24 protein-coding genes and 2 pseudogenes are annotated in these 24,443 nt (G+C 58.7%); 15 read left to right on the top strand and 11 right to left on the bottom strand.

Annotation, left to right across the window (positions count from 1 at the left end; translation table 11 throughout):
- The first annotated feature begins 29 nt into the window (after window positions 1-29).
- Complete coding sequence (locus LE197_RS18865) at window positions 30-887, top strand: cache domain-containing protein (RefSeq protein WP_051414769.1); 858 nt, start codon at window positions 30-32, stop codon at window positions 885-887.
- 37 nt (window positions 888-924) lie between these two features.
- Window positions 925-1,836: a DMT family transporter gene (locus LE197_RS18860; RefSeq protein WP_027897589.1), complete on the top strand. Its 912-nt coding sequence runs from the start codon at window positions 925-927 to the stop codon at window positions 1,834-1,836.
- A gap of 16 nt (window positions 1,837-1,852) precedes the next feature.
- On the opposite strand, the gene LE197_RS18855 is transcribed toward LE197_RS18860, so the two are convergent.
- Window positions 1,853-2,872 carry an amidohydrolase family protein gene (locus LE197_RS18855; protein ID WP_034030951.1) on the bottom strand — a complete coding sequence of 340 codons (1,020 nt, stop codon included), beginning with the start codon at window positions 2,870-2,872 and terminating at the stop codon, window positions 1,853-1,855.
- Here LE197_RS18855 and LE197_RS18850 point away from each other — a divergent pair.
- The 4 genes from LE197_RS18850 (at window position 2,855) to LE197_RS18835 (ending at window position 5,240) form a co-directional block, all read left to right on the top strand.
- Entirely contained in the window at window positions 2,855-3,043 is a 189-nt protein-coding gene (locus LE197_RS18850) for a hypothetical protein (protein WP_155952283.1), read from the top strand. The two genes, LE197_RS18855 and LE197_RS18850, sit on opposite strands and share 18 nt — an antisense overlap.
- Window positions 3,040-3,879, top strand: coding sequence for an oxidoreductase (locus tag LE197_RS18845; protein ID WP_034030949.1), 840 nt, complete (start codon window positions 3,040-3,042; stop codon window positions 3,877-3,879). The genes LE197_RS18850 and LE197_RS18845 overlap by 4 nt, the downstream gene beginning before the upstream one ends.
- A 99-nt stretch (window positions 3,880-3,978) precedes the next feature.
- Window positions 3,979-4,767, top strand: coding sequence for a hypothetical protein (locus tag LE197_RS18840; RefSeq protein WP_034030947.1), 789 nt, complete (start codon window positions 3,979-3,981; stop codon window positions 4,765-4,767).
- A 92-nt stretch (window positions 4,768-4,859) separates the two neighbouring features.
- Window positions 4,860-5,240 (top strand): VOC family protein, encoded by a 381-nt coding sequence (locus LE197_RS18835; RefSeq protein WP_034030945.1) that lies wholly within the window; start codon window positions 4,860-4,862, stop codon window positions 5,238-5,240.
- Between the two features lie 62 nt (window positions 5,241-5,302).
- On the opposite strand, the pseudogene LE197_RS18830 reads toward LE197_RS18835, so the two are convergent.
- Window positions 5,303-5,641, bottom strand: a pseudogene (locus LE197_RS18830) (toprim domain-containing protein); the annotation flags it as partial.
- Between the two features lie 305 nt (window positions 5,642-5,946).
- Between LE197_RS18830 and LE197_RS18825 the strand changes: the two are divergent.
- From LE197_RS18825 to tnpC, 5 genes and pseudogenes are all read left to right on the top strand, one after another.
- Entirely contained in the window at window positions 5,947-6,534 is a 588-nt protein-coding gene (locus LE197_RS18825; RefSeq protein WP_226033690.1) for a hypothetical protein, read from the top strand.
- An 84-nt stretch (window positions 6,535-6,618) separates the two neighbouring features.
- Complete coding sequence (locus LE197_RS18820; protein ID WP_226033689.1) at window positions 6,619-7,380, top strand: Shedu immune nuclease family protein; 762 nt, start codon at window positions 6,619-6,621, stop codon at window positions 7,378-7,380.
- Window positions 7,381-8,053: 673 nt separating this feature from the next.
- Window positions 8,054-8,389: an IS66-like element accessory protein TnpA gene (tnpA, locus tag LE197_RS18815; RefSeq protein ID WP_023105889.1), complete on the top strand. Its 336-nt coding sequence runs from the start codon at window positions 8,054-8,056 to the stop codon at window positions 8,387-8,389.
- The gene (gene tnpB / locus LE197_RS18810; protein ID WP_023105888.1) at window positions 8,386-8,721 is read left to right on the top strand and encodes an IS66 family insertion sequence element accessory protein TnpB; all 336 of its coding nucleotides are present in this window, start codon (window positions 8,386-8,388) and stop codon (window positions 8,719-8,721) included. Before tnpA ends, tnpB begins: the two co-directional genes overlap by 4 nt.
- A gap of 63 nt (window positions 8,722-8,784) precedes the next feature.
- Window positions 8,785-10,294, top strand: a pseudogene (tnpC, locus tag LE197_RS18805) (IS66 family transposase).
- Here tnpC and LE197_RS18800 read toward each other — a convergent pair.
- The gene (locus LE197_RS18800; RefSeq protein WP_226033688.1) at window positions 10,215-10,697 is read right to left on the bottom strand and encodes a hypothetical protein; all 483 of its coding nucleotides are present in this window, start codon (window positions 10,695-10,697) and stop codon (window positions 10,215-10,217) included. The pseudogene tnpC and the gene LE197_RS18800 sit on opposite strands and share 80 nt — an antisense overlap.
- 34 nt (window positions 10,698-10,731) lie before the next feature.
- A complete protein-coding gene (locus LE197_RS18795) occupies window positions 10,732-10,932 on the bottom strand; it encodes a hypothetical protein (RefSeq protein ID WP_071537055.1) in 201 nt (66 codons plus the stop codon).
- A gap of 118 nt (window positions 10,933-11,050) precedes the next feature.
- Between LE197_RS18795 and LE197_RS18790 the strand changes: the two genes are divergently transcribed.
- Window positions 11,051-11,698, top strand: a complete 648-nt coding sequence (locus LE197_RS18790; RefSeq protein ID WP_034030843.1) for a HEPN domain-containing protein — start codon at window positions 11,051-11,053, stop codon at window positions 11,696-11,698.
- 29 nt (window positions 11,699-11,727) lie between these two features.
- Here the strand turns inward: LE197_RS18790 and LE197_RS18785 are convergent, their stop codons facing one another.
- From LE197_RS18785 to LE197_RS18770, 4 genes are read right to left on the bottom strand one after another with little or no spacing between them, the layout of a single operon-like run.
- Window positions 11,728-13,611: a dynamin family protein gene (locus LE197_RS18785; protein WP_052168379.1), complete on the bottom strand. Its 1,884-nt coding sequence runs from the start codon at window positions 13,609-13,611 to the stop codon at window positions 11,728-11,730.
- Window positions 13,608-15,845, bottom strand: coding sequence for a dynamin family protein (locus LE197_RS18780; RefSeq protein WP_034030844.1), 2,238 nt, complete (start codon window positions 15,843-15,845; stop codon window positions 13,608-13,610). Before LE197_RS18780 ends, LE197_RS18785 begins: the two co-directional genes overlap by 4 nt.
- A complete protein-coding gene (locus tag LE197_RS18775; protein WP_034030845.1) occupies window positions 15,842-17,599 on the bottom strand; it encodes a dynamin family protein in 1,758 nt (585 codons plus the stop codon). Before LE197_RS18775 ends, LE197_RS18780 begins: the two co-directional genes overlap by 4 nt.
- A 12-nt stretch (window positions 17,600-17,611) precedes the next feature.
- Window positions 17,612-18,649, bottom strand: a complete 1,038-nt coding sequence (locus LE197_RS18770; RefSeq protein WP_034030846.1) for a helix-turn-helix transcriptional regulator — start codon at window positions 18,647-18,649, stop codon at window positions 17,612-17,614.
- A 628-nt stretch (window positions 18,650-19,277) separates the two neighbouring features.
- Here LE197_RS18770 and LE197_RS18765 point away from each other — a divergent pair.
- The gene (locus LE197_RS18765) at window positions 19,278-19,703 is read left to right on the top strand and encodes a hypothetical protein (protein ID WP_226033687.1); all 426 of its coding nucleotides are present in this window, start codon (window positions 19,278-19,280) and stop codon (window positions 19,701-19,703) included.
- Window positions 19,704-20,161: 458 nt separating this feature from the next.
- On the opposite strand, the gene umuC is transcribed toward LE197_RS18765, so the two are convergent.
- The 3 genes from umuC to LE197_RS18750 all read right to left on the bottom strand — a co-directional run bounded on the left by umuC (window position 20,162) and on the right by LE197_RS18750 (window position 23,073).
- On the bottom strand, window positions 20,162-21,436 hold the full coding sequence (umuC, locus tag LE197_RS18760; RefSeq protein ID WP_226033686.1) for a translesion error-prone DNA polymerase V subunit UmuC: 1,275 nt from the start codon (window positions 21,434-21,436) through the stop codon (window positions 20,162-20,164).
- Complete coding sequence (locus LE197_RS18755) at window positions 21,429-21,866, bottom strand: LexA family protein (protein ID WP_033987504.1); 438 nt, start codon at window positions 21,864-21,866, stop codon at window positions 21,429-21,431. The genes umuC and LE197_RS18755 overlap by 8 nt, the downstream gene beginning before the upstream one ends.
- Before the next feature lie 331 nt (window positions 21,867-22,197).
- Window positions 22,198-23,073 (bottom strand): WYL domain-containing protein, encoded by an 876-nt coding sequence (locus tag LE197_RS18750; protein ID WP_033987503.1) that lies wholly within the window; start codon window positions 23,071-23,073, stop codon window positions 22,198-22,200.
- Between the two features lie 73 nt (window positions 23,074-23,146).
- Here LE197_RS18750 and LE197_RS18745 point away from each other — a divergent pair, with 73 nt between their 5' ends.
- Entirely contained in the window at window positions 23,147-23,491 is a 345-nt protein-coding gene (locus tag LE197_RS18745) for a hypothetical protein (protein WP_226033685.1), read from the top strand.
- Between the two features lie 65 nt (window positions 23,492-23,556).
- Window positions 23,557-24,204 carry a hypothetical protein gene (locus tag LE197_RS18740; RefSeq protein ID WP_012077900.1) on the top strand — a complete coding sequence of 216 codons (648 nt, stop codon included), beginning with the start codon at window positions 23,557-23,559 and terminating at the stop codon, window positions 24,202-24,204.
- Window positions 24,205-24,443 lie beyond the last annotated feature (239 nt).

Raw genomic sequence — 24,443 nt, 5'->3', positions numbered from 1 at the left:
GGTGAGTCACGGATATCGGGAGGCAGGGTATGTCCAATCTTAGAAGGCTTTTGCTGGTGCTATGTACTCTGTTGTCCCTGGGTGTCTTCGCCCAGACAGGAGAGGAGTACGCGCAGGAAGCCGAGCGTGCCACCCGGCTGCTGGACAAGGCCGTGGCTCACTACAAGGCGAACGGTGAAAGCGCGTTTGCCGCCTTCAGCCGGCAGGGGGTATTCGTCGATGGCGAACTCTACGTCTATGTGGTGGATACCAGCGGCGTGATGCTGGCCAGCGGCGGCCCTTCGGCCAATCTGGTTGGGCGTGATATCAGCAGCGTTCTTGGCGACGAGCTGAACAAAACCTTCAAGGAAGCCCTATCGTTGCCGGAAACGGGTGAAACCCATAGCGCCGAATATCGCTGGATGAACTGGGCCGATGGCAAGACACAGCGTAAACGGGTGTTCTTCCAACGTGTCGGTGAGCGGATCTTCGCAGTCGGCTACTACATGCCGCGTTCGAGCCAGACCGAAGCGCTGGCCCTGCTGGAACGCGCCACTGCTGCCGTCGCCGCTGCTCCTGTCGAGGCTATCGGGCGTATCAATGGTCTGAGTCCCGAGTTCGTCCAGGACGACCTGTATGTCTTCGTCGTTGACCTGGGTAGCGAGAAGTTCGTCGCCCATGGCTACAACCTGCGCCTGGTGGGCACTGACTTCCGTTCACTGCTTGCGGCAGACAGGCAGCCGATCGGCAGACAGATGCTGGATATATTGAAGAGCGGGGGCGAAGGAGAGGTCCACTATCAGTGGCGCAATCCGGCCAACAACCGGGTCGAGCAAAAAAGTACGCTGATCCGTAAGGTCGGCGGCTATGCGGTGGCGGTCGGTCACTACCAGCGTCCTGGGTCCTGAACATCGCTACAGGGCCTTTCCATGCGGCGGTGACCCCTTGATCTATCTACTCCCCATGCTGGCCGCGTTGATCTGGGCGGGTAGCACTGTGGTCAATCGTCTGGCCGTTGGTGCCATCGAGCCCGCTGCCATTTCTTTCTACCGCTGGCTGCTGGCCTTGCTCGTGCTCAGCCCCTGGTTGCTGCCCAAGGTCTGGAAGCAGAGGTGTCTGATCCGTCGGCATTTCTGGCAGCTGTGTGTCCTTGGTGTACTGGGCATGGCGCTGTACCAGTCGCTGGCGTATTTTGCCGCGCATACGGTCTCCGCCACGTCGATGGGGTTGATCCTTGGCACCATGCCGTTGCTGACCACCCTGCTGGCGTTACCGTTGATGGGTGTACGGCCGAGCCGCTCCGCCTGGTTGGGCTGCCTGCTCTCGTTCTTCGGCCTGGCCCTGCTGATCAGCGCCGGGCAGCTGAGCCGATTGTGGCTGGAAGGGATGGGCCTGGGCGAGTTCCTCATGCTCATGGCGTCGTTGTCCTACGCGGTCTACTGCCTGCTGCTCAAGCGCTGGCAACTGCCGATAGCGACCTGGGAGTCGCTCTACGTGCAGGTGTTCTGCGGGCTGGCGGTGCTGCTGCCGGCGTTCCTGTTGAGCCCTTCGGTGCAACTGACGGCGCAGAGCCTGCCGCTGGTGGTCTATGCTGGCCTGTTTGCCTCGGCGCTGGCACCTGGGCTCTGGAACCATGCGCTGGGGGTGGTTGGGGCCGAGAGGATCGCCGTATTCATGAATCTCACGCCGTTGTTCACTGGTTTGCTGGCGGTGCTGCTGCTGGGCGAGGAACTGCACAGCTATCATGCCATGGGTGGTGGCCTGATCCTGTTCGGCATCGCCGTGGTACAGGGCCTGGTGCCGATGCCGCGCAGGGGCGCCAGGGCTACCGATGGGCTCAGGCGCTCCGATACCTGAGCCCATACCCTGCTGATCAGAGAGCGGCGGGGGCATCCAGCTTGAGCAGGCGGATCGCGTTGCCACTGCGGATCTTCTCCCGGTCGTCATCGCTCAGGCCCAGGTTCTCGGTGAGGTCGCCATGGGCATAGGCACCGCCGAAATTGGTGCCGTAGACCAGCCGATCCACTCCGACCACTTCCACCACGCCACGGCGCAGGCCGGGCGCGTGCACGTCCAGGTCGAAGTAGAAGTTGTCCAGGTAGTCCATCAGCGGTTTGCGGTTGCGCGCATCCGGCGCCATGGCCTGGTTCAGTTCACTCAGGCGGCCGAGCTGGAATACCGCCATACCGCCGGCATGGGTGATGTACGCCTTGAGCCTGGGGAACGTGTCCAGTGCGCCACCGCAGATCAGGTACCAGAAGAACAGCGTCTCATCGACGCAGTCGCCGATGATCGAGGTGGTTTCGAACTTGTCGTCGGTGTGTTTCTCGCCCCAGTAAATGGACTGGTTGAAGCCGTGTACCATGATTGGCACGTCCAACTGCTCGATTTTCTCCCAGACTGGGAACAGGCGTTCGTCGTGTGTCTCGATGCCATTGAAATTGGTGCCGCCGACGCAGACGCCCTTGGCGCCCAAGTGCTTGACTGCGCGTTCGATTTCCCTCGCCGCCGCTTCCGGCTCAGCCAGATTGGCATGGCACCAGAAGTCGAAGTGCTGTGGGTCCTGGCGGCAATAGGCGGACATCTCATCGTTGCAGATGCGCGCGTACTCGGTTCCGAACTCCCCCGCCCAGTACATGAACGCGTGCGAGGGCGCGGAAACGACCAGCTTGTCCACGCCACGCTCGGCCATCAGCCGGCGACGGCTTTCGTGGGTCATGCGGGCCAGCAGGTTGGCCTCGGCCTCCACGTCGTTCTGCGCCTTGGACGGCTGCTTGGTGCCCAGGGAGAAGTGGCCGACGGTGAAACCGCTGGTCTTCATGAACGGGCCCCAGAACTCATGGCGGCTTAGCATTCCCTTCGTTACGAGATGGGCATGGATATCGATCAGCACGGCGTACTCCTCGGGTGGCTTGCAGGACGCTGGCATCGATTTCTGTGCCAGGGCTTCGAATATTATTTGAACATAAACAAAAAATTTGTTCATATGATTTGTGCGCATCCACCAGCCTCGGAGTGGTTGGCGCATATTTCGCGATCCATCGAACCCGGAGAACAACAATGAGCAAGACATGGTTCGTTACGGGGGCTTCCCGTGGCATCGGTGCGGAAATCGTCAAAGCGGCGTTGGCTGCCGGCGACAGGGTGGTCGCGACAGGACGTGACCTGGCCCGCCTCGAGCGGTTGTTCGCGCCGTATGGCGATCGCGTGCTGTCGCTGCAACTGGACGTCGCCAAGGAAAACCAGGCATTCGCAGCGGTCGAGGCTGCGGTGCAGCGTTTCGGGCGCATCGACGTTGCCGTGAACAACGCGGGCTATGGCCAGTTGGGCCCCTTCGAGGAGAACGACGCCGAGGCGGCCGAGAGGCAGTTCGCAACCAACGTATTCGGTGTATTCCACGTGTGCCGCGCGGTGCTGCCGGTGATGCGCCGGCAGCGGGCCGGGCACATCTTCAATGTCTCGTCGATCGCCGGTGTGGCTGGTATGGGCGGCGCCGCGTTGTACTGCTCGGCGAAGTTCGCCGTGGAAGGTTTCTCGGAATCGCTCGCGCAGGAGGTGGCGCAGTTCGGCATCCACGTTACCATCGTCGAGCCGGGGGCGTTCCGCACCGATTTCCTCGACGGCAGCTCGGCCGCCCTGGGCGGCAGGGGCCTGGAGGATTACGCGGAGTTCAGCAAGAAGATCAAGGCTTCCTCGGCAGCCAACAACCACAAGCAGCTCGGCGATCCCGCCAGGCTGGGTGCGATGCTGGTGCGTTTGGCCGCCGAAGAAAAGCCTCCGCTGCGCTATCTGGCTGGCTCCGACGCCCTGCAGGTGGTGAACGGCAAGCTGGCGGTCATGAGCCGGGAGATCGAGCAGTGGCGCGATCGATCGGTAATGACCGATGGGGATTTCAGTTGACGTCCAGGACCGTTGGCTGCCTTGCCTTCATGCCCGTGTGAGGGCTTGAGTCGTCGCTCGTGGGACGGGTACCGACAGAGCCTATAGGAGGAGAGTGTTTTGGCACACGACAACAATAAGAAAAGCCGCTTGCTGGGCTACCTGTTGATCCTGACGCTACTGGCCTGCGCCAGGGGAGAAGCATTGGCTGCGCTGAGCCGTCAGGAGCTCCAGGAAACGCGGACTCTGGCGACAATGACGACGGTCAGTGCGCTGCTCTACTACAACCTCAACGGCATCCCCTATGAAGCCGAGAATCTAGAAGCCTTTACCTACAACCTGAACCGGCTGCACGAGCTGTCCGCACGAGCTGGTGATACCGTGCTCGCCGAACAGGTCCGACTGCTCGGCGACGCGGTTGCCCAGCTCGAGCAACTGCCGCAGAGCACCGCCGATGCGCGCTCGGTGTGGCCTGCCTACACACGCTGGTTGCCGGGTGTCATTGAAGCGCATTTCCGCCTGGAGAAATCGCTGAGCGACCGCTATGACGCGGCACCCGAGATAGCGCACAGACAGAGCGGGCTGCATGGGCTCAGCCACGATATCGGGCGGATGCTGCTGTCCTATCAGATGGCGTCCTTCCCGAATTTCGGCGGTGATATCTGGATTCTCGACGAGCGGGCGCTCATCGCACTGGATGCCGAGATAGAGCGGCGCTTTGCCGAGTTGGCCGAGCGGAATGGCACCGAGACGCTGAAAGCCCCCCTCAGAAACTATCGCTTCGTGCGCCAGCACCTGCTCGATCCTGCCGGTAATTGGGCTCCGAATGCGGTAGCGCTCTATCTAGCAAGAGCCATGCGCACCCTGGATAGCGAAGCGCACGCCATGGGCGACAGTGCGCAGGGATAAGGCGTGTCATGGAGACGCCAATTGCTGTCCCGGTGGTCCATCGGCGTCGGCAGCCGGAAACTGTATTGCAACACCACCATTAGGAGAATCGAATAGCCATGTTCACCCATGTCACGCTGGGCACCAATGACCTGGAAAAAGCCCGTGCTTTCTACAATGCAGTATTGCCCGCGCTGGGGTACGGCAATGTAGCCAATAAGGACAATGCCTCGGTCTGGAGTGGCGCGGGGCCTCGTTTCGTCGTGCTGACGCCTGCCGATGGCAATGCCGCCACTGTCGGTAATGGCGTGACTATAGGCTTTGTGGCGCCGAGCCGTGCCGCGGTGAATGAGTTTCACAGGCTGGCCCTGCTGGCCGGGGGAACCGATGCCGGCGCCCCTGGGCTCCGTGATTATGGGCCCAATGTCTATGCGGCGTATGTACGCGATCTCGAAGGGCACAAGATCGTCGCCAGTTGCATGAGTGTCGAGTGAGGCTTGTAAATCTGCATGGGGCGGGTGGGGCGGAGTAGTAGAGGGGCGGGGTCTCCGCCCCGAATTTTGTGGGTGGTCATCTCGCCTTCGTAGCCCGCGTCGGTGGCGATCACCATGCTATCCGCTTCATCTAGCAGGCGCTGAATCACACGGAGCTGTTTCGCAGCTTTCGGCTTGACCTCCAGCTTCCACTGAGACGGAATGATTGGCAACTGCTCCAGCAACCATTGCTTGTACTGCTCGCCGTAAGCCTCGGGAAGGGCGGCTTCCAGCAGGTGGCCGATGCACCAGGTGACAGTTCTCTCCGGGACGTTCAGGTAGCCTTTGCCTCGCCGTGTGGTACCGAGCACCTTTGCAATATCCTTGTCCTGGGACGGCTTTTCGCATAGGTAAAGACGCATGAATCTGCTCCGGATGAGATTTCCGGGCAGGGGCGGTGGACGGCCTGCTGGGCAACTACAGAAAGGCTAAAGTGACGGTCATCGAGTTGAGGTGTTTGTTAGCTTTTGATAGGCAGAAGGCGACCCGAAGCGGTCTGTGCTAACCGGCAGATACCGGCCAAAAGCGGTCATAGGGGGGTCTAGAAAAGCCGGAGCCATTCGGTACACAAAAGACCTGAGCAAAAATAAAAAGTAAGATCACTTCGCGCTAGACCCAGATGTTGCCAGTTTGTTTTTAGCCAACCATCCAACAAGGGAACCGCCACATGGCTAAAGGTTCAGGTAAGGCTGCGGCACCATTACAGACTTACAGCGATGAGGACGTGATGAAGGCGAGCTTTCGCCTGGAAATCGTTAATGAGCCGGGCGCGCCTTCACACAATCTCTATCTGCGTACCTATATTCTTGAGGATGCAGAGAAAAGGGTTTGGCATTCAACACCTGAAAGCGAATGGCCATTACTGGCGTCCATAACGCCAAACCAGATCATCATGCGGCCGATCCATGTGAACCCGCATGCACAGCGCTATCTGTCACCCAAGAATGGCCGTTTCACTACGGTCATCTATGCGGGTGAAATCGGCGACAAATTGCCCGCTGACGCTTCCGCCGCGGAGACTTTTATTGGCATGCATTTACCTTGGAAACTCTTTGATTCTCCAGGGTATGGGCTCGGTTTACACAAGGATATTGACCCCGTGTGGCAAGGCCTCTCACGGGTCCCAAACGCAACAGTCCTAGTGATTAGCGATCGGCCGGACCAATACGCACGCGATGGAGTGGTTTCCATTAGTGTTGACGAGCTCGACAAGCTCCGCCGTGACTTCAATAGAATTACGATTCGAGGCCGCTAGCTAGTCCGGCAAACCAAACAGGGCCTTGTACACGACGATGTGCTCAACCGGATCGACCCTGATCGGTTCCAACGAACAGCACGAGTGGCTCCGCCCTTGGTTGAAGTACGACGTGAAGGATCAAGGCAAACTGTTACCCGCGAGCGAACCGAGCGTAGAGCCAATGTGCGAGCTGTACGCAAGCAACTCGATGAGTTAGCGACTGAGGCGCCACAAGAGCTGATGATGCTGCATGCGGAGATCGAGCGGGTGACCCTCGCCAAGATGATCGAAGCATTCAGAATGAAACTCGCCGGCAGTTCCAACGAATCTGCTTGGCAGAAATTCTTCGAGGTGAACAAGTTCGTCCTGAGCCTGGCGTTTGCTCGGCCCGTGGAGCTAGCGCATACGCAATTCCATGCAAAAGGATCCACCTTGCCCGGATCGGGCGCTCAGATCGGTGATTTCCTGTTCAAGGAACATGGTCAAGCGCTAGCTATCGTCGAAATCAAGACTCCAAAGACGATTTTGCTGCGGGCCAAAGCCTACAGAGGAAAGGAGGTATTTGGACCAAATTCGGAGCTATCTGGTGCGGTGCCCCAAGTTCTGTTCCAGCAAAACGAACTCAAGCAGCGTTGGGTACACCATCGGCATGACACACCAGGAATGCATCTGTCAGGCGCCGACGCCATCAAGTGCGTGGTTGTGGCAGGAACCTTACCCACCGATCCGATTCAGCTCCGAAGCTTCGAGGTGTTCCGAAACGCCTGTAAGGACGTTGATATCGTCACTTTCGACGAACTGCTGGCGAAGCTAGAATTTCTGAAGACACATTTGACCCCAGAGCCTGAGGAAGACTTATTTTGATCGCATAGCTCAGCCATCTCAGGGAAGCGCTTCTTCCACTTGAATCGCAGCGCTTAGCTGAGCGCCTTTCAGGCACCCTTGCTGTGATCGCGCCGTGCCTTGCAATGACTACGCCTGCGTCCGCATTGCGAGTGGCCATTAGCGGTCATTGGTCATCTACAATATCAGGGCCTGCTCAGGGTACGGCTCAACCGGTAGGAGGCATTATGGAGACAGAATATGAGCAGCTCGTTCGTGCGAAACGTGAGCGTCAAGAGGCGCGTTCAAACTATAGCGCTTCACTAACTGACGCGGAGCGCGAAGAGGATGGGCGGCGGATTCTTGAGGCCTGGAAGAAACTGCCATTAAAGATGAAAAGCCGCCGTCCCTATGAGGGCTCTTTTTAAGAGCAGCAAACGAATAGTCCTGATGTTTTGGGGCTAAGTGATAGCCTCAGCCCAATCAGTTTCTTGACCTACCAGGAAGCTAGGGATGGTCTGAAAAAGACTTCCCGAATCTGGTGAAATACGCTGATCCCGTTGCCCGAGTTTCCCGATGAAGCAAATGACCTTCGCCGACGCCGAGTACGCCGTAAGCGTCTGGCCAACACACCTCCCCGGTTCTTCCAGCTAGCGGCATGGTGTCCACCTGTTTTTGGTGGACACCATTTCAAGCCCCTTGCGGAGGATCTCCCGTGCCAGGCCAACGCCGCTCCTATCCCAAATCTTTCAAGGCCCAGGTCGTCGAGGAGTGTACCCAGCCCGGCGCCTCGGTTGCCGGCGTGGCCTTGAGCCACGGCCTCAACGCCAATCTCGTGCACAAGTGGATTCGCCGCCAGCAGGCACAGCTGCCCGCGGTACCCTCAGGTTTTATTCCAATTCCTCTCGTCCCGAGCGTGCCGGCTACCCCGAGTGCGGCCGACAGGGCCATCCAGATCGCAATTCCCCATCGGGCCGGCAAACTGTCGGTGCAGTGGCCGGGCAAGGACCCTGAAGGCTGCGCCCGCTTTCTGCGCGAGCTACTGAAGTGATCCGCATCGAGCGCATCTGGCTCGCCACCGAGCCGCTGGACATGCGCGCCGGCACCGAAACCGCGTTGGCCCGGGTGGTTCAAGTTTTCGGTGCGGCGCAGCCGCACTGCGCCTACCTGTTCACCAACAAGCGCGCCAATCGGATGAAGGTGCTGGTGCACGATGGCTTCGGCATCTGGCTGGCTGCTCGCAGGCTCAATCGAGGGCGCTTCGCCTGGTCGGGCAATTGGCAGGGACAGCAGTTGGAACTCAGTCCCGAGCAGTTGCAGGCCCTGGTGGTCGGCCTACCTTGGCAGCGTCTTGGGCCCAATGCCGAGATCAGACTCCTGTAGCCGGGGCGCAATTAGGCCAATGGCCTATCGCCGAGGGGGCCGACAATCCGCACACTCGGCGCCATGAGTCCTGCCGCTTTCGATCACCTGACACCCGAGCAACTGCGCCAACTGGCCGCGCAGTTGAGTCAGCGCGTCGATCACCTGGAAACGCTCAACCAGCGGTTGAACCACGAACTCGCCGTGCTGCGGCGCCACCGCTTCGCCCGCCGCAGCGAGCAGCTCAATGCCGACCAGCTCAATCTGCTGGACGAGATGATCGAGGCCGACATCGCCGCCATCGAGGCAGAGCTTGAAACGGCCCGACCAGAGCCCGCCAAGCGCGAGCCACGGCAGCAGCCCAAGCGAGCGCCGCTGCCGGCCGAACTGCCGCGCACGCTGATACTTCACGAGCCGGACAGCACCCAGTGTGCCTGCGGCTGCCAGCTCAAGCGCATCGGTGAAGACGTCAGCGAGAAGCTCGACTACACCCCGGCACCTTCACCGTCGAGCGGCATATCCGTGGCAAGTGGGTCTGCGCCCAGTGTGAAACGCTGATCCAGGCCCCAGTGCCTGCGCAGGTGATCGACAAGGGCATCCCGACTGCCGGGCTACTGGCTCAGGTCATGGTGGCCAAGTTCGCCGATCACTTGCCGCTATACCGCCAGGAAAGATCTTCGCCCGCGCCGGGCTGGCTATCGCGCGTTCCACGCTGGCGCAATGGGTCGGCGCTTGCGGTGTCCAGCTGCAACCCCTGGTCGATGCCCTGCGCGACTGCCTGCTCCAGCAGGACGTCATCCTCGCCGACGAAACCCCGGTGCAGATGCTCGCCCCGGGCACGAAGAAGACCCAGCGGGCTTACGTCTGGGCCTATGCACCCAGCCCCTTCGCCGACCTCAAGGCCGTGGTCTACGACTTCAGGCCGAGCCGGGCTGGCGAGCACGCGCGCAGCTTCCTGGGCGACTGGCAGGGCAAACTGGTCTGCGACGACTTCGTCGGCTACAAGGCCAGCTTCGAGCAAGGCGTGACCGAGATCGGCTGCATGGCCCATGCACGGCGCAAGTTCTTCGACCTGCATGCCGCCAACCAGAGCCAACTGGCCGAGCAGGCCCTCCAGTACATCGGTCAGCTGTACGAGGTGGAGCGCGAAGGGCGAGAGTTGCTCGCCGCACAGCGACGGCAACTGCGCCAGGACAAAGCCAGGCCGATCATCGATGGCCTGCATAGCTGGATGCTTGGGCAGCGGCAGAAGGTGCCGGAAGGCAGCGCGATCGCCAAGGCACTCGACTACAGCCTCAAGCGCTGGGCAGCGTTGGTGCGCTACCTGAATGACGGCAACCTGCCCATCGACAACAACTGGATCGAGAACCAGATCCGCCCCTGGGCCCTGGGGCGTGCCAACTGGCTGTTTGCCGGCTCTCTGCGCAGTGGCCAGCGTGGCGCAGCCTTGATGACGCTGATCCAGTCAGCCCGCCTGAACGGGCACGATCCGTACGCCTACCTGAAGGACGTGCTCACGCGCCTGCCGACGCAGAAGGCCAGCGCCCTGGCCGAGCTGCTGCCGCACAACTGGGTATCCGCCGGCAAGGTGTGATGCCCGTTCGCTTACTTTTGGTCGGCAGATTGACTGTCTGCCCACCAGCCGCAAGCTTCAGGTTGTTGGCCTTACGCAGGGCCTCCCAGAAACCGGGGAAGTTGGCCCCGCAAGCTCGGCAGTCGGTGAAGAAGGGGTTGCTATAAGTCTCGCCGTCGACGATCACATCGAAGCCGTTGCCCTCAGTGGAGCTGTATTGCTGGCCGCCGATGCTGGCGTAGGCGCGGACGTAGCCATCCTCTTCATAGTTCGGGCAGGAGATGTTCAGCTCGTTACCATTGCCGTCGTCCACCAGGTGCTCGCTGATACCCATACCCCAGCCGGACGTCCATTCGTAGGTGCCGGCATGGGCGCTGGCGCAGGTAAGCAGGCTGCAGAGCAGCAGTATCTTGGCTTTGTGCATGATGATTTTCCTGTCATGTAGTGCAGGTTCGTGGCTAGCGAAAGAACTGGGCCAGCCGCTCCCGCATGATTTCCGCGCGGCTGGCCGGGCGGGTTTCCAACTCGGTGTGCTTGCAGTTGGGGCAGCGGCAGAACCAGTCGACATTCAGGCGAAGGGCGTCGCTGGCTGGAATGCTGGTGCGCTGCCAGCCACAGCTTGGGCATATGGAGGTATGCGGTTGGGGTGGTATTGGCATGTATGGTCTCTCCGTTGTGCGTGAAGAGACTGTGCCGGACTGGCGCGACAGATGGTGTCGCGGTATTGCGGCGCGGTGTTGCTCTGTTAGGGTACGGAGCTCATTCAAGGAGAGAGCCATGCAGTTCCAGTCGCTGAAGCAACGTCATCGCCAGGAGCGTGATGCCCAACACCCCAATCTGCGTCTGCGTGTCCATCGCGCACTGAGTTGGCTTGACCGCGCGGAGCAGGCTGACGACCTCGACGGTCGTTTCATCTTCCTGTGGGTAGCCTTCAACGCTGCCTATGCCACTGAGATCGACGAACGCCTGCGCCTCTCGGAGCAAGAGACCTTCAAAGCCTTTCTGGAAAAGCTCTGCTCAATGGATAAGAGCAAACGCATCGATACACTTGTCTGGCAGGAGTTTTCCGGCAGCATCCGTGTACTGTTAGATAACCAGTACGTGTTCCAGAGCTTCTGGGATCACCAGAGCGGCAAGATAGATGAGAGCACCTGGAAAAACCGCTTCGCCAGTGGCAAGAAGTCGGCCCAGCTGGCCCTGGCCAGCGGCAACACACCAGCGCTGCTCGGCGTGTTATTCAACCGCCTGTACACCCTGCGTAACCAGCTCATCCACGGCGGCGCCACCTGGAACGGCTCGGTCAATCGTGAGCAGATGCGTGACTGTACGAGCTTGCTGGGCAAGCTGGTGCCGTTGATCATCGAGTTGATGATGGATAGTGCGGATACCTTGTGGGGGGATGCCTGTTATCCGGTGGTGGAGTAGTTCTGTCGATGGTGGTGGAGACGGAGATCTTAGGTCTCAACGGCTGCGGCGGTTTGCTGGATCGCCTCGCTGAAAGCCTCATGCAGCCTTCGAGACTCTTTTAGCCAGGCTTCAGGCTGTGATGTGTCTACATCGATAAGGGTCTCTTTCGCGTCCGCCCCCCACGTGGCAGAACTGCGAAAGAATGTGGCCAAAAGCTTGGAGAGCCCGCCCGTGATGCTGTCGCGCGCAACTTCTTCTTTAACCGGTGACCTGTTTATGCTGTGTGTGAGCTTATCGATAGAGTCACGCATTCGTTCGTAGACCTCTTGGCCGCCGAATTCCAAGCAGTCCAGGCGGAGTCTGTTGATCGCAACCTTTTGCGCGTGTAGAGCGGCAATATCCGCTTGGATAGCTTCGTCATACATGGCAAACACTTCGCTAAGACGTCTTTCAAGGCTTTTCCGGGCATTCCCTGGGCGGTTGATGCGAGCAAAATGCTCTAGCAGTGGTTCGTTACGGTAGGCGACCTCTTCGCGCAGGGTAGAGCTATAGGCGCTGATACCGTCAATCTGTATGCCCTCATCGTCAAGGCGGTTCTGCACCTCTTCTAGGATGTCGTCGATGTCCTCTTCGGCCTTGAGGTCCGCCTTGGTAAGTACGACATACATCGAACGCCCTTCCACACCGATCTGTTGGATGAACTCCAGATCTGAGTCCGGCACGGTGCCATTAGAATCCAGCCCGATGAGCCAGATGATCGAGTCAGCTTGCTGGGAAAATTGTACGGCGGTGCGTCTATCTCCATGGCTGTGCTCGGCTGCTGTTGACGGCGGGTTGTAGCCAGGGGTGTCGATAAAGCAGATATTGCTAAAGGATTCAGGCCTCATCTGCACGCCAACACACATGAAAGGCATCAAACTCTTGAGGTCGAAGCTGAACGAGCTGATGAAGGCATGGGACACATTTTTGTAGAAGTCGACGTCAAGATCGATATGCCCTCCGCTAGCTGAGTAACCGCGAATCATGCGCTCATCGGCAGCCAGTACGTAGCTTGGAATGGCTGTAACAGGCTTCAGTCCGACGGCCAGACGTACCTGTGGGTCATCGATAAAACTGTTGATGAACTCTGACTTACCGCTGCTGAACCCACCGACGATGCCGACGATGGTTCGCTCGCGTATGTCAGGAAAGCTCACCAGCAACGCTAGCTCCTGTTCAATCGACTGCAGCAGGGTCAGGGCTTTGGCTTCGGCGGCCAGTGATGACTCCTTTTCCGCAAAAGCCATGTAGTCGGTGGCCAGCAGTTCTCGGAAGCGGGTGAGGCCAGCACTTTCCTGTGGGCGTGCAGCCAGTAACCGGGAGATAAGCTGGAAGCGGGTCCAGGTATCGCCATGGCGTTCCTGTAGTTCCTGGAAGGCATCCGCTAGCTCAGCATGAGTTTGCTGGTGCTGCGTAAAACGCTGTTGCAGCAATTCCAATGCCTGAGTGCGCTCGTGCAGCTCCTGACGAGTCTGCTCCAGTTGTTGCTCGAGAGCCAGGCGGGCCGCCTCAACGTTTCTGCACTCCTGAATCAGTTGTTCGTGGCGAGTCGACAAGGCATCGAAGCTGAGTTTGGCTTGCTCTTGGTCATGCCGCTGCTTGACCTGAGACTGCTCAAACGAGTGTTGTGCAGCGAGCAGGGACTGTCTCGTACTTTCAAGTTCGGAGTTGGTGCAGGTTTGCTGTTCGGTCAGTTGAGCATGGGTCTGGATTAGTGCCTCCAGACGCGCGAGGGTGTTTTGGTACGCCTGGGTCATCGCGTCGTGACGAGCATCCGCTGATTGCAGCGCTTCGGCGATACTGTCGTGCAACGATTTGCGGCGCCACACGAAAAAACGGCTGAGCTTTTCCAGTTGCGTGAGCAGCGTTGCAGGAAATAGATCGGTGATCATAGGGCGTCCAGCGCCTTAGCCATGCGTTGCAGGCGGTCAAGGGTGAGGAGGGTGTTCTCGACTTGTTCCTCCAACTGGGTGATACGCTCCTGCATACTCTGGAAGAAGGCATTGCCATAGGAGGAAGGCAGCGCATGTTTGACTTCGCCGATCAATTGACGAATCTGCTGGCTGGCCTCTCCTTTGAACTCATCCAGGCGGTGCTGGGCTTCGTCGAGGTACTCGCGGGCTTCTGAACCGCTCAGGTGAGTGCCAGTACGTTTGAGCTTACGCAACTCACGGGTGTCCAGCTCGAATGCCGGAAGTTTGAAGTTGGAAACCAGGCCCTGATTGGTACGTATGATCAGGGCGACATCTAGGTCGTCGCCCAGGTGGCGCCTCGCAACGCCTGTCGACTCCTGGACCAGTTGCTCGCGAAACTGATTGGTGAGAGCCTCGCTCGTGCTCTTGAGGTTTTGCGCTACATCCTCTGCGAATTGCTCCAACTCGTTGTACGCCTTGCGCCAGTACAACTTGAACTCGGTATAGGTTCGGGTTTCTTTACCTCCTCCCCACGCCCAGTTGGCGAACTTGGCAGCCAAGCTGTCGCGCACCACTTCCTCCTCCCTGTGGGTTTCAGTGGCAGCGGAGTCAACGGCCGAGCCGGTGCTGCCATAAGCAGAGTCCAGCTTCTTGGAGAGCTCTTTCTTCAGTTTGCCCTGGAACTCGGCGATGCACTTGGCGAGCATGCTATCCAGTTCGTAGGTGGCCACCGTCATCAGGCTATCCAGCTTGCGCCGCTGAGCCTTCAGATCGTCAATATCAGCGTTGCGAACTTCGTGGTACTTGGCCTGTGTGAAGGCCAGCAGGTCAGCACGAAATGCTTCAAGTGCCGCCGATTTGGCGCGAATCAGCTCTTCCCGGCGTTGCTCAATGATACGGTCTTTCTGAGCGCGAACGTTTTCCAGCACGTCCCGTAGGGTGGCGGTGTTCGCCAGTAGGTCGAGGTTGGCGCGGCAGCGTTCGATGTGGTCGGGCGTGAAGAAGTCCGGGTAGTTGGACTGCAGGTTGTCCCAGGCCTTGCGCTCGCTACTATCCCAGCCCTGCTGTTGGTCGAAGCGGACTGATAGGCTGTGGCACATGCCCGAGGTGTGCAGCACCTTGCCGGCACCATTCTGGATAAGGCCATCGAAGGTTCCGCCGATTTCTGGGTGCTGAATCTTCAAGCGCTGCAGGGTGTCGATCATGTGGGCGCTGAGGGTTTCAGTGATTTTGTCCAGCGCGCCATTCAGGGTGGGTTGACGGATGTCGCTACCATACAGCTGGTTGTCGACCTGGCTGGCGATCAGCACCAGCTCCTGCACCCCCTCTTTCTGGGTAATGCGGCTCATCATCTCGATGTCCTGCTCGCTTAGGAACTGGCCGGCAGGGCTAACGATGAACACCACATCGCAATCCTTGAGCAGCACGGTGGTGCGCTCCTCGCGGGACTGTACCGGATCGTTCAGACCCGGCGTGTCGATGATCCTGATGTTGCGCAGCGAGGGCAGGGGCAGAAAGATGTCGACGCTCTTGGTCAGTGGCATGTAGGCGCCCCCCGTTGCGACGTATTCATCCAGCTGCCTGGCCAGTGAAGTCGCGTCCGCTGCTTCTAGCTGCCCTAAGCTGTCGAGGGTGTTGAGGTCAAGGTTGCACTCACAGATGCTCTGCCATTGGTCGTGGGCGGCCACCAGCGTGTGCTCACCCTGCAAGGCACGACGGGCAGCCTTGTGCACGTCGGCCCGGAACTGTTCATCTTCGACGTGTTGCCCGTTGCGCTGGCGACGTTGGCGCAAGGTGTCGGCGGCCCGGGCTTCCTCTTCCTTGAAGCGTTGCCGATAGCGTGCGGCGTTCTGTTCGATATTGGCCCGGTCGGCGGCATCGTAGAACTGCACATGGGCGGAAAAGGTCTCGCCATAGGTCAAGGTGGTCAGGGCCGCGGTCATCGGCGTGGCGGCCCGTGGCAGAATCGCGTGGCCGTCGAACACTAGGGCATTTAGCAGCGACGACTTGCCGGCCTTGACCCGCCCCACCACACCTATCTGCAGTAAACGGTGCTCTTCGTCCAGCAGGCTGAACGAGCGGGCAAGGTCGTCGGTTGGGCCGATCGCATGTTTGCGCAGCCACTGGGCGATATCTTTTTCCAGCTCTGGGCTGTATTGCTCCATCCATTGATGGAGGCGCTGGTTCAGTTGGATTACGCCCTGTGCATTCATGCTTGCAACTCGTAAAGGGTATCGGAGGCCAGTTTCTGTAGCGCTTCCCTGACCCGGGTCAGGTGCTCGACCTGTTGTTCGGCGGCCTGGGCGTTCTGCTGGCGATTGCTCGCCAGCTCATCAATCAGACTCTGCTTCTCGCTGATCTCTCGTTCGAATTCGCTGCTCACCTGGGTCACCAGAGCGTCTATCTGTTCATTTAGCAAGGCGGGCAGGCGATCCCGAAGTTCACGTTTCACCGAGGGAATGACTTCGGTGATTACTTTCTGGCGCAGTTGCTCGCGCTGGCGACCTTCGTTGATGAACGCCAGGATGCTCGGCAGAAAGATGATTGCCAACTCGATTAGCGGGTTAACCACCGACGTGGTAACTGCCAACACAGTGGCGAGACCCTGATAGGTCACCCGTGGCAAGGGCTGACCCTCTTCCCACTTGCTTTCCTTTTTCAGGCGTTCCAGTTCCAGAGCATTACGCTCGGCCAGCGAGCCGCTCCAGTGGCCCAGGGTTTCACCGGTTTTCTGCAGGCTGCGGTTGATTCGGTCGGTGAGTTGACCGAGCCAATTCTGTTCGTTGTTGAATTGGCCCATGCTCTTGCCTAGATCGCCCACGGCTTGGGCAAAATCAGCCACCACCGACCGGCTGAGGGTGTCCATCTGATCCTTGATGGAACGGGTCATCGAGCTGCGTACCACCTCGGAAATGATGCGTGAGAAAGCTTCCTGATTGCCGGCTAGGCCCGCACTCACCAGTTCCGACTCAACATTGTCCAACTCGCGCCCCACCGTTTTCAAACAGCGATCCACGGTACGGTCCAGTTGCTGGTCGCGTAGATCTTCCAGCATATCGTCGCGCTTGCGTTCGATTTGACGAATACCTTTGGCCAGTTCGCTCAAGGCATGCTGGTTTTCAGTCTGATCTTTCTTCAACGAGGTCAGGGCGAGGTTGATCTGGCTCAGTAGTGAGTGTGTCAGGTCTTTGAGCCTGTCCTCGAATACCTGGCGCAGGATCTGCTCGGGCTGGAGGTGGGTCAGCACTTCCTTCAGGCGCAGGTCGCCGTCGAGACCAACCCTAATCACGGAGCGTGAAGCGACGAAGTTGCTGCGGATCTGGTCATCGACCAGTTCAGCCACGGCTTGCACCTGTTCATCCGAACGCAGGTTGACCTTGTTCAGCAGGAAGGTGAAGTCACGGCCGTAGGTCTGCAGGTCATCCAATTGGCGGAGCATCGACTGGGTAATGTTGCCGTCCTCGACGCTAGTTACGACGATGAAATGCACGCCACGTGGTAGGTAATAGGCGATGGCTTTGTTGTGGTTGGCCAGCGAAGAGCCGAAGCCTGGCATGTCCACCAGTACCAGAGAAGGAAGTGCTTTGAGTTGTGGGTTGTCCAGGTACAGCTGCACATGAGTGAACTCATCGGCGCGGCTCTTCAAGGTACTCAGGGCGCTGACGCTAAGGCGCTCGCTGCTGCCGTCCGGGCGTAGGGCCAACAAGTGCGGGTCGCTGCTGTAACGAAGTTCGGTGGCCAGCTCTGTTTCAGGAGTGAGACCAACGCCAAGAACGTCTTCGCCAATAAACGCGTTAATCAAACTGCTCTTGCCGGCGCTGAAAGCACCTATTACCGGAATCAGCAGCTCGGTGTGGCGCACGTCCTCCTTTAACTGCCCTAGCTCGTCGACTGACAGAGGGGTCTCAACGATCAGCCGTTCCACCGCATCTAGATAGTTCAGATAGATGTTTTGAGTTTTCAGCATACGAAACGCTCCTTACACATTCGAGGCTAGCACTTGAGAGGGTATTCCTTGCTCGTAGAGTGCCCTGAGGCGGGAGGCTCTCTCCCGGATTGCAGTGGCCCAGTGCTTTGGCTCACTCACCCGCACGTTCTCCCCCAAGCTAAACACCCACCACATAGTTTCCTGGTCATTCGGCACCTTGGCCCTTAGGTGGTGCCAGTCGCTGCCGTCCAGTGGCTCCAGGCTTTGTTCGGTGCTCAGTGGAGTTTCGCCGAGCAGCCAGGCGATCTGCGGGGAAATGTAGGCGACCAGCTCCACCTGCTCAATGGTTGTGGCGGTGTTGAGATCCTGGCGGATGTAGTGGTCGATCTCGAAGTCGTCACGGACGCGAGCCGGGGCGTCCAGGCACTCGGCCTGCTGAATGCGGTGCAGGGCGAATTGGCGCAGGTCGTCGTAGCCATCGACGCTGCCAATCAGGTAACTGATGGCGTGGCGGGAAACTAAGCCGGCGGGGTGAATCAGCAGTTGCTTCAGCTCGGTTTTGCTTCGACTTAGGTAGCTGATCTGCAGCTGTTTACGTTCCAGTAGGGCTGTAGAAGTTTTATCCCAGACGTATGGGGCAATCTGTGCGGTCTGCAGGGACTTGCCGTTGGGAATCGCTCGAACCTTACGCGCCCAGTGCGCCAGGCCGTTATTTTCCAGATTGTCGAGGTAGTTGCGGGCCATGCGGAATTGGGGGCCGAGTTGATCCAGCACACTCTGCGGGAGCAGTGTCTGCAGGTGACTTTCCGCGAGGTATAGCGCCAGTGCCGTGGGAGTATCCATGGCCGACAAATCGATAGGCGCATTCTCCGACAGGCTCCAGCGAAATGACGGGGAGCTCTCGTCACGCTGTAGGGCAAACGGGATAGAGAGTCGGTCAAGGTCGCGCTGGACTGTGCGCAGGCTTACCGAGAAGCCATCATCCTTGAGCTTCTCCAGCAGGGTTGTGGTCGCAATGCTGCCTGGTTCTCGCGGGATCAGGCGCAGCAGAGCGATGAGCCTCAGGAGAGTGTCCTTTGCTTCGGACATAGTTACTTCCCTGTCGTATTGAAATGGAATGGATTTTGTTGGCGCCACTTATCTGGCGAATCTACCCCTTTCAATGGCAATTTGCCATGCTTGCGGTAGGCAACGGTTGTGCCCGAGTGAGCGGCACTGGCTGCTAGGGTCTCTAGGCGGGTTGCCCGACGTACAAGAAGGCCAGGCGAGCGGCATCGAGGGCAGTGATCGAAGCACTCTCGCATGCCCTCACCGTCGAGCAACAACGTCTGCTGCCAGTCACAGTGGTGGCAGCAATGGGTCAGGCCCTTTCTCATTCGCCGAGTATCCTTTTATCAGGCGGATGTAGAAGACAATACCCAGTCATAGCGTCAAATCCTGTCGCGGGTATCTAGCCGATATTCGGCTGTCCGCCTCGGTTCATGCACGCGTCGCCTTTGTTGAATCCACAGGCGATAGCAGCCGTTGTCTCAACTGCGCGATGGGTTTCGTCTTCAATCAACGAACCTATGTCCGCTCAGGACAAGGCTGTCTGCCTTGACGTTCATCCGATCTTCGTTATGCAAAAATAATTGATTCGTCTATTGCGATAGCTTTTTCTCATTAGGCATGCTGGTTATGTGCGAGATCGTTCGTACACATAAAAAGAAAAATCAGCATGAACACCGATACTCAGACCGCTTACCGCTCACTGGCTACCCACTTCTATACGACACGCTTTCCAGAAATCCCTGTCTCGGCGCTGGATGAGTTGGATGAGTTCCGCATCATCGGCGCGCTGCTGCGTGCTGCCCCCGAGTACCGGCCGGACTACTTCAGGCGGTTGCGTAATGCATTGGTCCTGGACCAGAAGCTCAGGGGGCATTTTTGGATTGCGCAGGAGGTCAATCGGACGCGCAACCCGGTTACCGTTCTGGGCTTGCCTCGCAAGCGCAAGCAGGCGCGCAGGCAGAGAATTTCAGATGACGATTTCGCTAGCTGGGTGAGGGCGCTTTTAGCCAAGGGGCTGGGGGTTGAGGCTGGCGCACTAATGTTGATCAGTATGACTGGGGCGCGTCCATGCGAGCTGAGTTTTAAGTATTGAGGGCACGAGTATTAGCATTCTCGGCGCCAAACATAGCCACGGTGGACTGCGTGGCGCTGATCGCGTGCTTGAGGCTGACAAAGATTTCTGCCAGCTCGCCTGTAACGCACTGGAGGCCTTTCGTTCTGATGCCAGGAGTCTGGACTCAATCCGTATGGCGATCCATGAGGCCGCAAAAGAGGTTTTCTCGCGGGGTAAGCCCCCCAGCATGTACACGCTTCGCCACCAGTTTGGTGCGAATCTGAAGGCCTCAGGTATGTCTAGAGTCGAGATGGCATATGTGATGGGGCACCAGGCGACGGACTCTATTGGGCGCTACGGTGACAAGCGTTACGGGCGGGCCGAGGCTTTGAAGGTCAGGCCGGCAAAGGGCGCGGATCTATCGAAGGTTCGAGCAACACATGCTGGTTATGCGAAACCCGCTCTAAGGCTCTGCAGGCGGCCTGCTGAGAGAGAGTTTATCGGGCGCTAACCCTCAGCAGCTCTGCCCAGCGCGTGGTGTAGGCGGGTGACAGAAACTCTCTGCGCATTGACCACTCCGCAGGCTTGGCCGTTCTTCCTGGCTGCAATGTGCCCCGCCCCCAGCGGCTGTTGATCGCATCCAGGGTGTTCATCAGTCGCTCGGTTCTGATGGGCTGCTCTGGGGCGAACAGATCCGGTGTGTACTCGTTCTTGTGACAGAGATCCAATAGCAGCACCTGCGCCTTGGCGTAGCTGAAACCCTCGCGGTACAGCTGCTTCAGCCCAGTCTGAACAGCCTGGATAATCAGCCGGCTGTCATCGGTTGGGTAGGGCAATTGGCAGAGGATGCCGTTGGCATATTTGACCTCAGCGGGGTTGAACATCCCCGTGCGCAGGCTGACGCGCACTTGTCGGCAAAGTGATTGTTGCTTGCGAAGTTTTTCGGCGGCGCGCATGGCATAGGCGGCGACGGCCTCCTGGATAGGGGCTAATTCGCGCAGTCGTTTACCGAAGGAGCGACTGGAGCAGATCTCCTGCTTGGGTTCGATCTCGCTCTCAATTTCTAGGCAGGCCAATCCGCGCAGTTCTCGCACGGTCTTCTCCACCACCACGTTGAACCGCTTGCGCAGCGTCCAGGCGTCCATCTGGGCCAGTTCCCAGGCCGTTCTGACCTGCATGCCTTCTAGGTGCGCGCGCAACCGCGGGCCTACACCCCAGACCTCTTCAACCGGCATAGCCTTGAGCAGCTTGTCACGCCGAACGGAGTCGCGAATATCTACGACGCCCCCTGTCTGTTTTTGCCAGCGCTTGGCGGCTGCATTGGCCAGCTTGGCCAGCGTCTTGGTAGTGGCGATGCCAATGCCTACGGGAATACCGGTTTTCTGTTTCACCTCCGCTTGTACCTGACGGCCTATCGACTCCAGAGGTTCGGGAAGGCCGGTCATATTGGCGAAGGCTTCATCGATGCTGTAGATCTCGACGCTCGGGAAGCGGGCCTCTAGGAGGGTCATCACCCGTTCGCTCATGTCGCCATAAAGTGCGTAGTTGCTGCTGAAGGCCACGATGCCGTGGCGCTTGAGGTCGCCACGAATCTCGTGAAAGAGCGCGCCCATCTTCACGAAAGGTTTGGCATCGGCAGACCTGGCAATGACGCAGCCGTCGTTATTGCTGAGTACCACGATGGGCGTGCGCTGCAGATCGGGGCGAAAGACGCGCTCGCAGCTGGCATAGAAGCTGTTGCAATCAATCAGTGCGTAGACCGGCTCAGCCATGGTTCAGGTGGTTGCGCAGGCTATGGGTGACGACGCCCCAGATCATCAGCTCATCCTGCTCCAGGATGTAGCGTGGAGAGTAATTCGGGTTCTCCGACTGCAGAATGTACTGGCCCTGTTTCTGTGCCAGGCGCTTTACCAGGACATCGCCGTTTAAGCAGGCAACGACCACATGGCCCGGTTTTGCTGGGATGGCGCGGCTGACGATCAGATAATCGCCGTCGAAGATGCCAGCCCCGCTCATGCTGTCACCGCTCACGGCAACCACATAGGTGTGCGGTGCTTGCAGATCCATCAGAGCATCAAGCGACAGCTTATGTTCCATGTGATCCAGTGCTGGGCTGGGAAAGCCGGCCGGAACACGTGCATCAAAGAGGGGAAGGACTGCCCTGCTGCGCTGCAGCGGGCCGAGGATAAGTGCGGTGCTCATAACGGGCTGCTCGATTACTGTATTTATATACAGTAATCAGCGCTCCGCCATACAGGCAAGGTGCGTTCGTCGCCGGTGTCTGGGGTATGCGCGGATTGTTTACAGGCGAAAAGTAGACAGATCGCGCTGTAGGGTCGATTTAGCTAGGTTGGTGAAAACCGACCAGGAGGATCTCTTATGAGCTTGCTGCCAACCCTTAACGATCTTTTGCCACTGGCGCTGTTGCTGCCTGCACTGCTCGTGCTGGCCAAGCTGGCCTACGGTGGTACGACGGTCTAAGAGATAGCCTTACCTGGCAGCATCGACTCAAAGCCGATGCGCTTGTTCCTTGTCAGTGATACAGCCAGGGCTGCAGTTCATCCAGGTTGGTTACGACGATCTGCTGAGCCGTTGCCTTGGCATGCACCTTGGTTGGGTCGATCTGATAGCGCTGCAACACGTACTGCACCAACGCGCCTCGGGTCTCGATCACCAGTTGTCCATCACGCATACCGTAGTCTGCTTCGATAATCGTTCGCTGCTCGGGTTTCAGGCGTGAGTCCGGCTCGATGATGACTTGCGCCCGCGTGCTCCACCCCGGATCTTGTTCGCGAGTATTTTCGGTCTTGTCGTCCATCAACTCCGGCACACCGCGAAAGCGGCTGAGCACGAAGTCGCGATAATCCCTGTTCTTCTCGCAATACGCCCGCACATGCCAGCGCATACCTGTGTAGATCAGTGTGTGTGGTGCAATCAGGCGCGTTTCGCCGTCCGGAGTGGTGAAAGACACGTACTCACATTCCAGCCGCAGCCCTTCGCGGCAGGCGCGCAGAAGCGGGCGCAGCAGCTCCGGACGTACCGTGCGATCCGGCACCAGCAGCACCTCGGTGTGCGCATAGGCCAATGCCAGGCCCTCGATGTGTGGTGCACGGTCATGGTTCTGGTTGAGCAGGTGCAAATAGGCGCTGGCACTGTCATCTATAAACAGCGGTCTGAAGTGGCTGCTCGGCACATACCCCTTCAGATGCTTGTCGTATTCCAGGTTCTTCGGCGCGTAGTCGGTGATGTAGGAATTGATGTCCTTCGACGCTTGCTGCCGGCTGATACCGAAGCTCTGCATCAGGTGCCCGGTGGTTAAACGTCCTTCCCACCACACCACCGTCTCGATCAGGCGATAGCGCAGCGCCAGATCCCAGCGTACGGACTCGATTTCCTGTTTGCGTTTCATTGTCTCTCCATCTGCGCGAAAACTTTACCTGTACGGGCAAACACTCTAGATACGTCGTTTAAAGCTACATATCTTGGCGCTGTCATTCAAGCTCGCCGTAACATGGCGGGCCAGCAAGGGAGAGCGAAGCGTGTTTGGACTTGGGGTGTCGTGGCTCGTCGTAGGTGTTTGCTTAGTAATTGTCCAAGGTGCCGGAGCTGCGCTGTACTGGCAGATTCTTAAGCAGCGCGAAGCACGTGCCAACTTGCATGCCTCACAGACCAAGCTGGAGTACCTTCAGATGCGGGTGCATCAGCAAGAGGACGAAATACGTGAGCTGACGGCCGGCCTGCGAGCCGAAAGGGCGCATGTCGAGCAGTTGAAGCGTCAGCTTGAGTTTGCTCAGGGGCAAGCTATGCAGATGCGGCACGACAGCTGATGATCTACAGGTAGCGTTGATTTACCGGAAGCAATGGATATTGAGTCGCAGCGGAGCACATTAGGATGAATAAGCCATCATCGGTACAGGCCCTAGAAGAGCTGGGGCGCGTCCGGCTATCCAAGCACTTTTTCATGCGCGATTTCCTCTACTCGGAAATCAGCCAGATCGAGGGCATCCCCAATATTCCGGATTATCCGGATCGCGCCATTGAAGCCGGGCGAGGGCTTTGCGAACAGCTGTTGGAGCCACTTCAGGAGCGCTTTGGGCGGATCGTCATTCGCTCGGCTTACAGGGCTCCGGCAGTCAACGCTAAAGGGGCCGAGAACAACAACCAGTACAGCTGTGCCGCCAACGAAAAAAACTACGCGGAGCACATATGGGATTATCCGGACCCTGAAGGGCATCTGGGCGCGACTGCCTGCATCGTGGTGCCGGCATTGCTGCCCTGGTATGAGGAGCGCAAGGACTGGACGCCGCTGGCCTGGTGGATTCACGACAACCTGCCATACGCCAGTCAGTTCTGGTTTCCCAGGCTGGCGGCATTCAACCTGCGTTGGAGTGCAAACCCGAATACGCTACCGAGCATCGGCACTTACGTTACCAACCCACATACGGGGGACAGGAAGGCATTGGTAAAAGACGGGGTGGCCACACTCAGTCTGGATGAGCGCAAGGTGATCGTTCGCCCATGGCTAGAGAGCCTGGCATGAGCCGTGATTCCAGTAAGTTGAAACATGGCGGATGCGGTATGCCATCTTGCCGAAACTGAACCTCGCGTGAAGGAACAGCCTGCAGATGTGATCTACAGGAGCATTTCCCGTAAGGGTGCCAGCGTGACAGATTGCATTAGGGGAACTGAGCATTTCAGCTGCTGATGTGAGTCAGCTCGGTGGTTGGCATATTGCTTTTAATCTTTACCCGGTAGTGGCAGATGGATATTGTGACGGGC

This window comes from Pseudomonas sp. PS1(2021) (assembly GCF_020405165.1).
Taxonomy (GTDB): domain Bacteria; phylum Pseudomonadota; class Gammaproteobacteria; order Pseudomonadales; family Pseudomonadaceae; genus Pseudomonas; species Pseudomonas aeruginosa.
The sequence above is the reverse complement of the archived record's forward strand: the minus strand, read 5'-3'. Positions and strand labels throughout refer to the sequence as shown.